This is a genomic window from Christiangramia fulva, assembly GCF_003024155.1.
In the GTDB taxonomy this organism is placed as follows: Bacteria; Bacteroidota; Bacteroidia; order Flavobacteriales; family Flavobacteriaceae; genus Christiangramia; species Christiangramia fulva.
In genome coordinates this window covers 3,093,763-3,106,040 of sequence record NZ_CP028136.1, presented here as the reverse complement: position 1 = coordinate 3,106,040, position 12,278 = coordinate 3,093,763, and the positions used below count along the sequence as shown (strand labels likewise).

Here is a 12,278-nt window from a genome sequence, read left to right as displayed (position 1 = left end):
TTCTAATAATAGATCTTCCATTTTCCTGCTTCCTCTACTTTATATTTTGATAAATAATGCTGAAGGGAATCTGGTAAATTGCCTTTTCTTCGCATGATCAATACATTTTTATCTCCCTGCAGATAATCAGTAAAGCGCCTGAGATCTTCCGGTTTATTAACATTGAGATAGGTTTTTTTATACTCAGAATCCTGTTCAAACTGAACTTCCCTGTTTGTATTAAAATTACCTTCATGAACGGTGATTATAGGCCTGTCAAGGTAAAAAGCTGTAGACGGTATCATATAATCATAAACCATAATATTTTCGGCATTTTCAAGCTCACCGTTCTCAAGTTCTGCCGCAAGGTCACGAGTGGTATTGATCAAATACGGATTCTGATCTCCAACAAAAGCAAAAGCCGCGATCACACAGGTAGTGAACGCAACACCTAAGGCCAGTAATTTTGATCTTGCGGAAGTTGAAAATTTTATGCTCAATACCAGCCCGAGAACCGCAATTACAACAATCGCTATAATTGAAATCACATCCAGCTGAATTTGGCCGATCAGCTTTAGTAGAATTAGCGCCAGGATAAAGAGGACAAAAAGCACATAATAAGTAATATTGAAATTTTTCTTTAGCCTTTGGGAGCTTTCCGAAAGGAAAAATCCGCCTACTACCGCTAATAGTGGAAAAATAGGAAGAATATAAAGCACCAGTTTTGAAGAAAATGCCGAAAACATTAAAAATACAATTCCGGAGGACCAGAGCAGTATTTTGATGAATTTTCGTTCGGTTTCTGGTGTGGGTTTATATTTTTTAACTGAAAGAATTATGGTGTAAATAAACCAGGGTAATCCCACCAGTGGTGCTAAAACAATAAAATACCAGAAGGGTTTGTCCCGGTGGAAAGTTTCGGCTGAAAGTGCCCTGTCTACCGTATGCTTCTGAATAAAATAGTTCCACAGTTCAGGGATTTCCCTGATGATGAGGATGAACCAGGAAGCCGAAACCAGTAAAAAAAGCAGAAAACCGAGCAGGTGATGGATAGAAAATTTCCATTTATCTTTTAAAATCACTTTCCACGGAATGGTAAATGCCAATACCGGAAGAATAATTACTGGGCCTTTATTTAGAAATCCGAGGCCCATTAAAAAATAGCACAGGTATAAATAAAATGTTTTCGACTTGATCTTGTAAACCGCGTAAGCATAAATGCAACCCAGAATTGTAGTGGCAAGATATGAGTCGGTAGTAAGGTTTCTACTGGCAATAAGCACAATGGGGAACGTGAAATAAATTGCCGCCGAAGAAAAGGCGATCTTTTCATTTTTAAACAACAACATGGCCAGTTTGAAAACCAGCAACAACTGAATAATGAGGGAAACCTGAAGGAAAAAACGGGCGCCAAATTCGTTGATCCCGAAAATATTATAACCAAGCGCGGTAATATAGTAAGTGAGTGGCGGTTTATGGAAATGCTGAATATCGAGCAGGCGAGGATGCAAATAATCACCGGTTTTCACCATTTCACGACTAATTTCAGCATACCTGGCTTCACTGCTTTCGGTAAGACCCCAGCTACCAAGGCCTACTGTTACAATCACAAAAATTAAAAGCAGAAACGAATAAAATCTGGTTTTCAAAATAAAATGTACTTGATTAACGGCTTCGAAATTAGTCAAATTTCGATAATTATCGGCTCCATTTACATGTGGAGTAAAAAGCAATTGTTAATTAAGGAATAGAAAGAGGCCCAACTGCTTAAGCTTTGTAATTTTGCAATCTGAAAAAATCTTTAAAATAGGCCCTACCCTATGAAAAAATTAAAACTTTTATTAGCGGCTGTTAGCCTGATGGTTATCACTTCCTGCGGAAAAGATAATGACGACATTCTTTCTACCGATGCGCAAGTAAAAGAACTGAAATTACTCCTTCAGGACGGAAACTGGAAAATTTCGAATTTTGTGAAAAACCAGGAAGATCTTACCGCTTATTACAGCGATATTGTTTTCAGTTTTGAAAATAATAATGTTTTAAAAGCTGTTTCAGCCGGCAATGAAATACCAGGAACGTGGAGGATCAGCAATGATACAGGTAATGATGTTGATTCTTATTTTGACGTGGATTTCAATCTTTTCTTTAATGATGATTCAAAATTGAAGGAGCTGAGAAATGATTATTCGGTGATTTCAGCAAATTCTGAAAAAATTAATCTCGAAATTGGAGAAAATCCCTTGGGAAATACCGTCAGCCTTAGCTTTAGCAAGAATTGATCACATGGTTTCCTCAAAGATATTTTCATTGAAAGCATTGGCTTTTAAAAGCCTGTAATGACCTCGAAGCGATTCCAGCAAACTCATTTTGCGGTATTCCAATCCGTTTTCTTTTGCGAATTTTTCAATTACCGGGGTTATTTGCGGATAATAAACATGAGCTATATCGGGAAATAAATGGTGAGCAATATGATAGTTGAAACTTCCCATAAAAAACCGGATGAAAAAATTATCATTAGAGATATCATTGGTACACCGCAGCTGGTGTTCCATCCAGTTATATGGCATTTTTCCCTTTCCATCGGGCTGCGGAAAATCACTGTTAATATTAGCGTGTGGAGAAAGCAATACCAGTAAAGAAATAAAACTGGCAGTAAATACCATAACTACAAACCCGCTAATCACATTTAACCACGGCAGGTCAAGCACGAATTTGGGAATAAAAATGAGATAACCCAGGAAAACCGCCTTAAAGAAAAATAATTTGAAATATTCTTTTTTTGGGATCTCGGCTACCTTTCGAACCAGCACATCCTTTTTGAAAAAATCTTTAAAATCCCTTACCAGAAGCCAGTTAAAAAGGTAAAGAGGATAAAGAAACGGCAAATAGATATACTGGTATTTATGGAATTTCTTGAATTCGCTTTGCGGAAACACCCTCACCAGCGGACTTTGTTCAAAATCGCTGTCCCAGTTCATAATATTGGGATACGTGTGATGCAATTTTATATGCCTTATTTTCCAAACATAACTGTTGGCGCCTAAAAAATCGAAAAAATGAACGCAAAAATCGTTCAGCCACCTTTTTTTAAAGATAACACCGTGAACTGCATCATGGATAAGATTTAGAAATATAAGTATTAATAATATTCCAAGTAAAAAATAGGAAGAATAGAACACCAGTGGGTTTTTCCCGTATATCAGCAGAATGCTATAAGCAGCTATATAAAGCAGCGGAAAAAGAACCGCTTTTATTTTTAGCTGGTTTCTCTTTGGAGAATTTTTTACAATACGATTTACTTCACTCCTGAGTTTCCTGAAGCTAGCTTTTTTTGGTCTTTGATAAATGGGTTTTTTAGTAATAGTTGGTTCTTCCATATTTACCAGTTTAGAAAAAAGGGAAAATCCTATTTCTAAGTTAGAACAAGTAAGAATTAAAATCAATATTTTAGTAATAGCTTAAGATAGAAATCAGTAAATACTTAAGATTTTCTATATTTTAAGATGCTTTTCTTAAATTCGATAAAATTCAATAAAAAACCATTTTATGAGCAGTTATAAACCGGCTGAAAACCGTTATGAAAAGATGAAATACCGCCGTTGTGGCCATAGTGGAATAGATCTTCCGCTTCTTTCCATTGGCCTTTGGCATAACTTTGGAAACCATGACGACCTGGAAAATTCACGTGAGATACTCAGAACAGCTTTTGACAATGGGATCACCCATTTCGATCTGGCCAATAATTACGGGCCGCCCTACGGAAGTGCAGAGCAAAATTTCGGACGTATTTTTAAAGAAGATTTTAAACCATATCGCGATGAGCTTATCATTTCAACCAAGGCGGGCTGGGATATGTGGCCGGGACCTTACGGTAATTTTGGATCACGAAAATATCTTATAGCCAGTCTTGACCAGTCTTTGAAAAGAATGGGATTAGATTATGTTGATATTTTCTATCACCACCGCCCAGATCCTGATACGCCGCTTGAAGAAACTATGGGCGCGCTGGATCAAATTGTAAGACAGGGTAAGGCGCTGTATGTGGGAATTTCCCAATATAACGCTGAAGACACGAAAAAGGCCGCAAAGATACTTAAAGAACAACGCACTCCTTTTCTTATTCATCAGCCGCGGTATAACATGATAGACCGCTGGGTGGAAGACAAACTCCTGGGAACCCTTGATGATCTTGGTATTGGCAGCATTGTATTTTCACCTTTGGAACAGGGAATATTGACCAACAAATACCTGAATGGCATTCCGGATGATTCCAGGGCAGCTACTGAAGGAAGTTATCTCGATAAATCTCAGATAACCGATAAGGTGGTAAAGCAAATGCAGCAGCTTAATGAAATTGCCAAAAAGCGCGATCAAAGCCTCGCGCAAATGGCCGTGGCCTGGCTTTTAAAAGACCAGCGTGTGACCTCTGTATTGATAGGTGTTAGCCGTGTTTCACAATTAGAAGACAATATTAAGGCTATAGGAAATATTGAATTTTCTAAAGATGAATTAAAAGAGATCGATTCGATCCTTGAAAAATAAGCTTCAGATATAAACCTCAAGTAACTCTGCATTATCTGCTTCCAGCAAAACCTCTTTGCAGGAAGCAGGTATCAGAATACTTTCTCCTTTTTTAATATTTTCAGAATTTCCTTCCAAACGGATCTTAGCTTCACCTTCCACGCACATATAGATTACGAAAGAATCAAGTGAAGAATAATCTTTCTTTAATTTCCCTTTTACCGGAAGAAAATTAGTTGTGAAATATTCACAGGAAGCAATTTGAGAAGACGAATTGATTTTTTTATCATACGTCAATTTGTAATCGTCTTTTTGTTCGAAATCTATAGCATCCAGTGCCAGTGCAGTGTGTAATTCACGGCTGTTTCCTTCATCATCTTTCCTGTTCCAGTCAAAGATCCGGTACGTAACATCAGAGGTTTGCTGAATTTCGGCCAGCAATATTCCTCCTCCTATCGCGTGAACTTTTCCGGTATTTATAAAAACGGCATCTCCTTTTTCAACCTCTTCAAAATGCAGCAGCTCGGTTATTTTTCCTTTTTCCAGATATTCCAGATATTCCCTTTTATCAAGAGTTTTATTGAAACCAATATTTAATTTCGCACCTTCATCGGCTTGTAAAACATACCACATTTCGGTTTTTCCAAAAGAATTGTGGCGCTGTTTTGCCAGTTCATCATTGGGATGAAGCTGTACGGAAAGATCGGTTTGCGCATCGATAAATTTGATAAGCAATGGAAAATCATCACCAAATTGATCATATATTTTTTTTCCAACCAGATCAGCTTTGTGGCTATGGATAATTTCTTTTAAAGTACGCCCTTTTTGACAGCCATTATCTACAACCGAAACATTTCCTTCAACGCCGGAAATTTCCCAGCTCTCTCCTATTCTATTCCGGTTGGTATCTTTGTTTAATATTTCCTTAAGTTTATTGCCACCCCAGATCTTGTCTTGTAAAATGGGTCGGAATTTAACTGGATAATTAATCATTTTTTGTTGGTTTTTTGTATTAAATATAATTCCCGAAACAGTCTTTCTTTATGTGTATTTCCAACGGGATTCATGTCTATTTCGTCTATTTTTTTCGCTATATAATTTCTGAATATTTCAGATATTTCTTTTTCCTGCTCTTCTGTAGCTAATAATAAAAACCGATTTTTCTCAGGAAGCTCATAATTTTCACCATTCCACAGCACCTTTATAGGTTTACCAAATTCCCAGATAATTTCAGGGGTAAATCCTTTCAGTTCAAATATCGGGAGAGAATATTTTTCAATATAAGCATCTACAGAGCGAATACTCCTATAATGCGGATTAGTTTCAATTTTTCCTGCCATTGGAAGACCAAAAAATACAATACTAATGATGAACCAGACGCTTAAATAAAAAACCGGTTTTATTTTCTTCTGTTTCAGAAATATCAAAATAAAAATCCCGATGCTCAAAAGACAGACAGATGTCATTAAGAACCATGGCCAGATGTCTCCTAATTTTTCCTTGAAGTAGATAATTCCGGCAAAAGGAAAGGCTATTCCTATCACCGCGATTAGGATGAAATTGAAGTAGACCACCCAACTTTCCTTTCGCGGCATCATATCAAAACGGCGAAAAAGATACTCCATATAAAAAGCCGTGTTCATTGCCAGCGGAATAAGCACAGGCAGCAAATAACGGGATTTCTTTTCAGGAATTACTGATAAAAGTATGACGGAGATAAGCGTCCACAAAAGGGCGAATTTATAAGCGGGTTTATTGAAAACCCTGTTTTTAAGATACGGATAAAGCAGTGCAACAAATGCCGGCAAAGTCCAAATTCCGCTCTGTACAAAAAAGCTCCAGTAGTAATAAAAGGGCCGCACGTTATAATCTAACCAACGGCCGGCTTCCCTGCCTGTTATTCGGGAAACGTCATGAGTATCGAAAAAATACACATATAAGCTCCATGAAGCCGAAACTATTACAGTAACTATAATTACCAGTAATAAAGCAGGCCAGATCTTTTTAAAGGAGCGATACCGATAAACGATACCATACGCAATTAAAAAAGGAAGCAGAAGTGCATACATTGAAACCGGGCCCTTACTCAGAAAAGAAAAGCCTATAAAAAGGCCGGCTCCCAGTGCATTTTGGTATAAATGTTCCTCGTTTTGAAAAGTCTTGAGAAGAAGATAAATACCCATGGTCATAAAAGCGTGGGTGAAAATGTCCCATTGTCCGTCCCGGCCAGAGAGAAGAATATAGAACGAAGTAGCGCCGATAAGGCCTGCTACAAAAGAAAATTTTCTATGAGCCGTAAGCCGGAGACTTATTTTATAAAGGTAAACCACCAAAAGGCTTCCCATAATTGCCGCTGGTAATCTAAGCGCGAAAAGACTTTTCATCCCGAAAAGCATCATTGAAATAGCGGTTAGCCAGGTAGGAAGAGGCGGTTTTTCATAGCGTGGTTCCCCATTGATCGTTGTGAAAATCCAATGATTCATAGTCACCATTTCCCGGGCAGTAATAAAATTCCGGGCCTCCATAATATTCACATATATGGCGTCAAGATTCACGAAAAAGATCGCGAAACAAACAAGAACCAGTAGAAGAAGGTAATTATCCTTTAATTTCATTCTTCTGAATATATAGATTACGCGTGTACATGATCACTCCTATTCCATGCCCCACAAGCAATACAGGATCTCTTCTGAAGATGCCATAGACCAGGATCAGGCCGGATCCCAACAAACTCAACAACCAGAATCCCATGGGCAGGGATGAAATCTTTCTCCTTTCAGAATAAACCCATTGATAAACGAACCTTAAGGTAAAAATTAATTGCGCAAATGAGCCTAAAATTAGGAGCCAAAATGGAATATCTTCATTATGGAACAGCTTCTGAACATTGTAGACGTTATTATTAAAGCCATAAATAACAATAAGTACAGGGAAAATCCACAGAAAGATACGCAGGAATTTTGGCATTTTCAGCCATTCTCCCTGCAACTGTAAATTTCTGATATAGATAAAATATGTGAGCGCCTGCCCCAGCATAATGGCAAAATCATCTCGTAAATAACCATATAAAAAAAGAAGAAAAGATGCGAGTAAACTTAGCTGCCAAAACAGGACGGGAGTTATAATTTTTTTACTCTTTTCACTAAGTACCCATTGCAGGAACATTCTACCCGAAAAAAGAAGTTGTGCCAAAAATCCTATTGCATAGACCAGCCAGCTACTCATTTTTTTCCTTCACATTATAATTGATGTACGATTTGCGCATCCACACATAGGCAAAGCAATCAATTAAAGGTCCCATGAAACGATTTTTGAAATTATATTTAGATTTTCCTGCCAATCTGGGGTAATGAGGGATTTCTATTTCAGCAATTCTTCCATTCTGCAGCAGGACCATGGCCGGCAAAAACCTTTGCAGACCTTTGAACATGGGAATTTTTTTGGCGTAAGAAGTTTTGATGATCTTTAATGGGCAACCTGTATCGTGCATATGGTCACGGGTAAACATTATTCGAACACCGTTTCCAATTTTAGAAGAAATTCGTTTGATCAGGGTATCTTTTCGTTGTTTTCTCCAGCCGGTCACCAGGTCATTTTTACTGGAAAGTGAAAAAAGAATTTCAAAATCTTCAGGATAGGTTTGTAAATCGGCATCCAGGTAGCCAAGCCAGGGCGTATCAATATGATCAAAAGCCGCTTTTAAGGCGGCACCTTTTCCGAAATTTCTTTCGAAAAGAAGGTAATGAAAATCTTCATTAGCATCACAAAACTCTTTGATCATTGCCGGACTTCCATCTGTTGATCCGTCATCTACCAGCAAAACTTTTGATTTTTTAGAAGAACTTTGAAGATAGTCCTTAAGCTTCTGGAACAGTTCAGGAAGACATTCCTGCTCATTATATACCGGAACAATAATGGTGAATTCGTAATTCATGCTTTTGCAGTAAAATCGTCGCTAACTGTGATAAGTCTTTGCCCATTTTTCATCACCAGCGACACTGAGTAAAATCCGGTGGCAACATAATTAGCAGAAATTATTGAAGTTTCATGGATCTCTTTCTTTAAAACAGGAGAGATTTTTAGCATAAATTCAGGCATAAAAGTCTTGAAAAATTTTCCGCTGCTAAATTAAGACAATTTTAATTAATGCTCTGAAAGCTTTTTACCGAAGAAATCGGGCGTTTTGAAGATTTTTCGGTTGGGTTTTATGTCTGAGAACTATTTCCTTCTATATTTGAATTGCCAAATCTATAGTGAATTTCCTGCATGGCTAACTGTACAACAACAAGTTATGCTTAGACAACAGGAATATATTTTAAATACCGAAGAGGAATTTCAACAAATCGAATCGGTAAAAGACCAGTTAAAAGATCTTCATGAAAATGGAAATTTCTTCCATTTTTCATTGCAGACTCTTGAGCTAATAAGAAGATTCAATAATTTATATATTGAATATTTCGAGAAAGGAAATGAATCTGCCAGCAACTTTAATCAACTGGTAATTATTTCCAATAACCTTGAAACTCACCTTGTAAGGGAAAATTAGAACTAACCAGCCATTTTATATAAGAAAACTTCTCTTATTGGGGAAGTTTTTTTTGTTTTAGCAAATTTCATTTTTGACAAAAAAGCATTGTTTTATTTATAAAGAGGTTTATATTTGCAACCGCAAAAAAGAGGTCGCGTAGCTCAGTTGGATACCTGCCTGCCGGCAGGCAGGGAGCATCAAAACCTTAAGTTCATTATAATATTGGTCGCGTAGCTCAGTTGGATAGAGCATCTGCCTTCTAAGCAGACGGTCACAGGTTCGAATCCTGTCGCGATCACTTTTTTAAGGTAACTTTCTGAAAATAGAAAGTTACCTTTTTTTTGACACAGCATCTTTTAAGGTCAATTTGAACCTCCTCATTTCAAAATATCTCTAAAAAACTACTTTTTTCGTGTTTGTATGGTAACAGGTTTATATCTTGGATAACAAAAAGTAGTATAAAGGTTAGAATCATAATCAAAGAGTGATCTTATGGCTATTCGAACCTTTATCTTTTTTGATTTTTTCATACTAACTGATCGCAACTTTTAGTGTTAGGGAAGTAGCACTATTGGGTAAGTATCGAAAGTTAAAAATCCTCAATAAAACTTCATGAAGTTCGATTGGTCATTTTAACGAAAGACAGAGTGGAAAGTCTTCTGTTTTGAACGAAAAGTCGATGGATCATCAAGGTTTTTGATCAATGGTTAGCCAATGAAGTCATTTTTTTCAGATGCCCAAGGCACTTTTTCTGTGTCTGACGAGTACTCTATAGTTGTCCTATTGACATATTTACCATTGTAACCCAGAGTGTAGAGTAGGCATAGCTCTAGATACCATAATGAAAGGTTATTAGCCTCACGTTTAAAACTAGGAGAAAGATTGACTAGTTTAGTTCTTTTTTCAGATTCTCCATGCACAATTGCGTTTCGATAAAAAACAGTGGCATCTATGGCATCTTCTTCATTTTTATTTTTCGGATCATTAAGAAACTTTTTAATCTCAGCATATTTTTGTGGCACTTCGTTTTTAATACCAATACGAGATAAAAGTAACCTAATCTTATTGGCCGCACTTAATCTCACTTCTCCTCTGAGAATGCCGTCCTTTTCGATCATATACCAGTTATAAAACATCTCTAAAGCACTTTGGGAGATAATCATACTTGTGGTTGAATGATACCATGGTTTGCTGTTAGCCTCCGAATACCATTTTACTGCAGAGCTAATCATATTCCTGTAGTCATCTTTTCTCCAAAAATCTATTAAGTTGGAATAAACTATTTCCATAGCCTTAAAGTCCGAATGTTCTAAAAAATAACGAGGGAAGCAAGACGAACCTCTTTGGTGATAAGAATCTATGCCAGCGCTCCTGTAATCGGTCCAAAGTGTTTCTCTATCATTTACACCAGAAAAGAAAAGAGCGGATATCTGAATACCGCTTAATAACTGAAGAAAGCAGTTTAAAACCTGTATCTCTTTTTTCATATCCTGGAGACTCTTCGGAGTTTTGAAGGTCATTTTACCTGAGTAAGTGATGTGGTAGCCTCCAACATCTTTTAGAGCAGCTATTCGTTCTCCAAAGTCCGGTAGTTTATCTATATTCAAGTCATAATCGGCTAGTTTCAGGAAAATTCTACCTTTATACCATCCTATCTCTTCTGACCTTATATTTTGTCCATCAAAACGCTGCATATTAGGAATAGAGAATCTCACCTCGTTTACAGGGATCGTGGTGTCCCCCGAAAGACAATCAAAAGAGAATATTCCCTTAATAAAGTATTGGTTTTTGATATATTTTTCTTGGATGGCGATGGCGTCACCTAAGAAATCTCCGTTGGTTTTGAAGACTTTAAAATCCTTAATCTGTCCCTCTAAAAACTTAAAATCTTTTGTTGCACCTTCCACGTAAACTCCGATTTGCGGAAACCATTTAAATGCAATACTTCCCACGAAGATAATTTCCCCAGTTTCAGTTTTAATCAGAAATTCTTCTTCTCTAAGAATGTAAAGAGGTTGATTGGGATGGTCAGTTGAGATAATAGGAGAGGTGTATTCAGCAATCTCAGATAATTCTTTATTTTGCTTCAAGTTCAGCAAGTTTGATTAGTAATAAATAAAGATAGCAATTCTACTTTTTAATGGAAATTATATGTTTTAAGGAAGCATAAAGTATCCTTCGCAATTTGACGTAATTTCGTATGAGAGGTGAGAAAAAATTCAGGTTAATATAGGGGATAAATTGATACAACATTTAATACAGCAACTAATACAGCAACCGCTTCTTACTATTATACCTGTTTATACGAAATACAAGTTAAATAGTCGAATAGACCTTTTACATGCAATTTCGGCTATTCTCGTGCTATTTGGAATATATTCTGAAATCCTTTCGCGATCACAAATAAAATAAAAGGGTTAAAGCTTTTTTTTATTTGTAAATAATTTGCAAAAACAAATATTTTTTTGTTATTAAAGAAACTATTGTATTTTTAGAGCAAAAGAAACTTCCCCTACGCGTCTCTCTAAAAATCTAACTGATTAAATTTATTCTTATGAGGAATTTTTACGTTATCCTGACATTTTTTTGTTTCTTTTTTCATTCATGCTCAAAGGATGACAACAAAAAGGAATCAGATAACGTCTTTTCGCAAATTCAGGGAACTTGGGTCTACTCAGGAGGTACTTTTTCGGGTAATGGAATTAATGGTACAACCGACCCCTATTTTTACAATACCACTTTGGAGTTTTACGGTGAGCCTAGGGACGAAATAATACAAGGGAAAGTGCAATATCCTAATAGCTTAGAATGGAGTAGTCTGTTCATAAAAATGCCAAAAGACAAATACATGTTTGATACTTTTATCGACAATGGTGTTAAGGTTTCAAATGTTAACCGGCTATATTATTATTATACGGAGAACCTTATTCCCTCATCCGGTGAGATCATAGAAATTGACCTAGTTCAAGAATTCAATATTAAAAGCATTTCTGAAACCGAAATGATCACAACAAAAGAAGCAGAAGGATATACAATAGAATATCATTTCATCAAAAAAAGATGAGGTTAGGAGAAATATATTAACGGTAAACTTAATTATTCTTAATCAGCCAAAAGCCATTTTTCTTTTTAAGAGATCAGTTTTACATACATATACAGGATAATTATTTTCCTATTTTCCTTTTAGATAAAGACTTTAATATTTCCTTTTAATTGCCTAAAACAAATTCTTCATTTCCAAAATCAATTT

At 36.4% G+C, this 12,278-nt stretch carries 12 protein-coding genes and 1 tRNA gene; 5 read left to right on the top strand and 8 right to left on the bottom strand.

Going from position 1 to position 12,278, the window contains the following annotated elements; genetic code table 11:
• Positions 1 to 2: 2 nt before the first annotated feature.
• The gene (locus C7S20_RS13815; protein ID WP_159039940.1) at positions 3 to 1,628 is read right to left on the bottom strand and encodes an ArnT family glycosyltransferase; all 1,626 of its coding nucleotides are present in this window, start codon (positions 1,626 to 1,628) and stop codon (positions 3 to 5) included.
• Positions 1,629 to 1,799: 171 nt separating this feature from the next.
• On the opposite strand from C7S20_RS13815, the gene C7S20_RS13810 reads away from it, so the two are divergent.
• Entirely contained in the window at positions 1,800 to 2,258 is a 459-nt protein-coding gene (locus C7S20_RS13810) for an outer membrane protein assembly factor BamD (protein WP_107013023.1), read from the top strand.
• On the opposite strand, the gene C7S20_RS13805 is transcribed toward C7S20_RS13810, so the two are convergent.
• Positions 2,259 to 3,356, bottom strand: coding sequence for a fatty acid desaturase family protein (locus tag C7S20_RS13805; RefSeq protein ID WP_107013022.1), 1,098 nt, complete (start codon positions 3,354 to 3,356; stop codon positions 2,259 to 2,261).
• Positions 3,357 to 3,525: 169 nt separating this feature from the next.
• Between C7S20_RS13805 and mgrA the strand changes: the two genes are divergently transcribed.
• Positions 3,526 to 4,521 carry an L-glyceraldehyde 3-phosphate reductase gene (gene mgrA, locus C7S20_RS13800; protein ID WP_107013021.1) on the top strand — a complete coding sequence of 332 codons (996 nt, stop codon included), beginning with the start codon at positions 3,526 to 3,528 and terminating at the stop codon, positions 4,519 to 4,521.
• A gap of 3 nt (positions 4,522 to 4,524) precedes the next feature.
• Here mgrA and C7S20_RS13795 read toward each other — a convergent pair whose 3' ends face one another.
• From C7S20_RS13795 to C7S20_RS19570, 5 genes are read right to left on the bottom strand one after another with little or no spacing between them, the layout of a single operon-like run.
• Positions 4,525 to 5,493 (bottom strand): type I phosphomannose isomerase catalytic subunit, encoded by a 969-nt coding sequence (locus C7S20_RS13795; RefSeq protein ID WP_107013020.1) that lies wholly within the window; start codon positions 5,491 to 5,493, stop codon positions 4,525 to 4,527.
• Complete coding sequence (locus C7S20_RS13790) at positions 5,490 to 7,115, bottom strand: ArnT family glycosyltransferase (protein WP_107013019.1); 1,626 nt, start codon at positions 7,113 to 7,115, stop codon at positions 5,490 to 5,492. The genes C7S20_RS13795 and C7S20_RS13790 overlap by 4 nt, the downstream gene beginning before the upstream one ends.
• On the bottom strand, positions 7,099 to 7,725 hold the full coding sequence (locus C7S20_RS13785; protein ID WP_107013018.1) for a lipid-A-disaccharide synthase N-terminal domain-containing protein: 627 nt from the start codon (positions 7,723 to 7,725) through the stop codon (positions 7,099 to 7,101). Before C7S20_RS13785 ends, C7S20_RS13790 begins: the two co-directional genes overlap by 17 nt.
• Positions 7,718 to 8,434: a glycosyltransferase family 2 protein gene (locus C7S20_RS13780; protein ID WP_107013017.1), complete on the bottom strand. Its 717-nt coding sequence runs from the start codon at positions 8,432 to 8,434 to the stop codon at positions 7,718 to 7,720. The genes C7S20_RS13785 and C7S20_RS13780 overlap by 8 nt, the downstream gene beginning before the upstream one ends.
• Positions 8,431 to 8,598 carry a hypothetical protein gene (locus C7S20_RS19570; RefSeq protein WP_159039939.1) on the bottom strand — a complete coding sequence of 56 codons (168 nt, stop codon included), beginning with the start codon at positions 8,596 to 8,598 and terminating at the stop codon, positions 8,431 to 8,433. Before C7S20_RS19570 ends, C7S20_RS13780 begins: the two co-directional genes overlap by 4 nt.
• Positions 8,599 to 8,791: 193 nt before the next feature.
• Between C7S20_RS19570 and C7S20_RS13775 the strand changes: the two genes are divergently transcribed.
• Positions 8,792 to 9,046, top strand: coding sequence for a hypothetical protein (locus C7S20_RS13775; RefSeq protein WP_107013016.1), 255 nt, complete (start codon positions 8,792 to 8,794; stop codon positions 9,044 to 9,046).
• 206 nt (positions 9,047 to 9,252) lie between these two features.
• Positions 9,253 to 9,326, top strand: a tRNA-Arg gene (locus tag C7S20_RS13770).
• A gap of 409 nt (positions 9,327 to 9,735) precedes the next feature.
• Here C7S20_RS13770 and C7S20_RS13765 read toward each other — a convergent pair.
• Positions 9,736 to 11,118: a YopA family protein gene (locus C7S20_RS13765; protein WP_107013015.1), complete on the bottom strand. Its 1,383-nt coding sequence runs from the start codon at positions 11,116 to 11,118 to the stop codon at positions 9,736 to 9,738.
• Positions 11,119 to 11,582: 464 nt separating this feature from the next.
• Between C7S20_RS13765 and C7S20_RS13760 the strand changes: the two genes are divergently transcribed.
• Positions 11,583 to 12,092, top strand: a complete 510-nt coding sequence (locus tag C7S20_RS13760) for a hypothetical protein (protein WP_107013014.1) — start codon at positions 11,583 to 11,585, stop codon at positions 12,090 to 12,092.
• The last annotated feature ends 186 nt before the right edge of the window (positions 12,093 to 12,278 follow it).

Bases quoted from the DNA above. Each gene is read 5' to 3' on its own strand.
- C7S20_RS13805 (WP_107013022.1), bottom strand. From the start codon at position 3,356: ATGGAAGAACCAACTATTACTAAAAAACCCATTTATCAAAGACCAAAA.
- C7S20_RS13795 (WP_107013020.1), bottom strand. From the start codon at position 5,493: ATGATTAATTATCCAGTTAAATTCCGACCCATTTTACAAGACAAGATC.
- C7S20_RS13775 (WP_107013016.1), top strand. From the start codon at position 8,792: ATGCTTAGACAACAGGAATATATTTTAAATACCGAAGAGGAATTTCAA.
- C7S20_RS13760 (WP_107013014.1), top strand. From the start codon at position 11,583: ATGAGGAATTTTTACGTTATCCTGACATTTTTTTGTTTCTTTTTTCAT.
- C7S20_RS19570 (WP_159039939.1), bottom strand. From the start codon at position 8,598: ATGCCTGAATTTATGCTAAAAATCTCTCCTGTTTTAAAGAAAGAGATC.
- C7S20_RS13810 (WP_107013023.1), top strand. From the start codon at position 1,800: ATGAAAAAATTAAAACTTTTATTAGCGGCTGTTAGCCTGATGGTTATC.
- C7S20_RS13785 (WP_107013018.1), bottom strand. From the start codon at position 7,725: ATGAGTAGCTGGCTGGTCTATGCAATAGGATTTTTGGCACAACTTCTT.
- C7S20_RS13790 (WP_107013019.1), bottom strand. From the start codon at position 7,115: ATGAAATTAAAGGATAATTACCTTCTTCTACTGGTTCTTGTTTGTTTC.
- mgrA (WP_107013021.1), top strand. From the start codon at position 3,526: ATGAGCAGTTATAAACCGGCTGAAAACCGTTATGAAAAGATGAAATAC.
- C7S20_RS13780 (WP_107013017.1), bottom strand. From the start codon at position 8,434: ATGAATTACGAATTCACCATTATTGTTCCGGTATATAATGAGCAGGAA.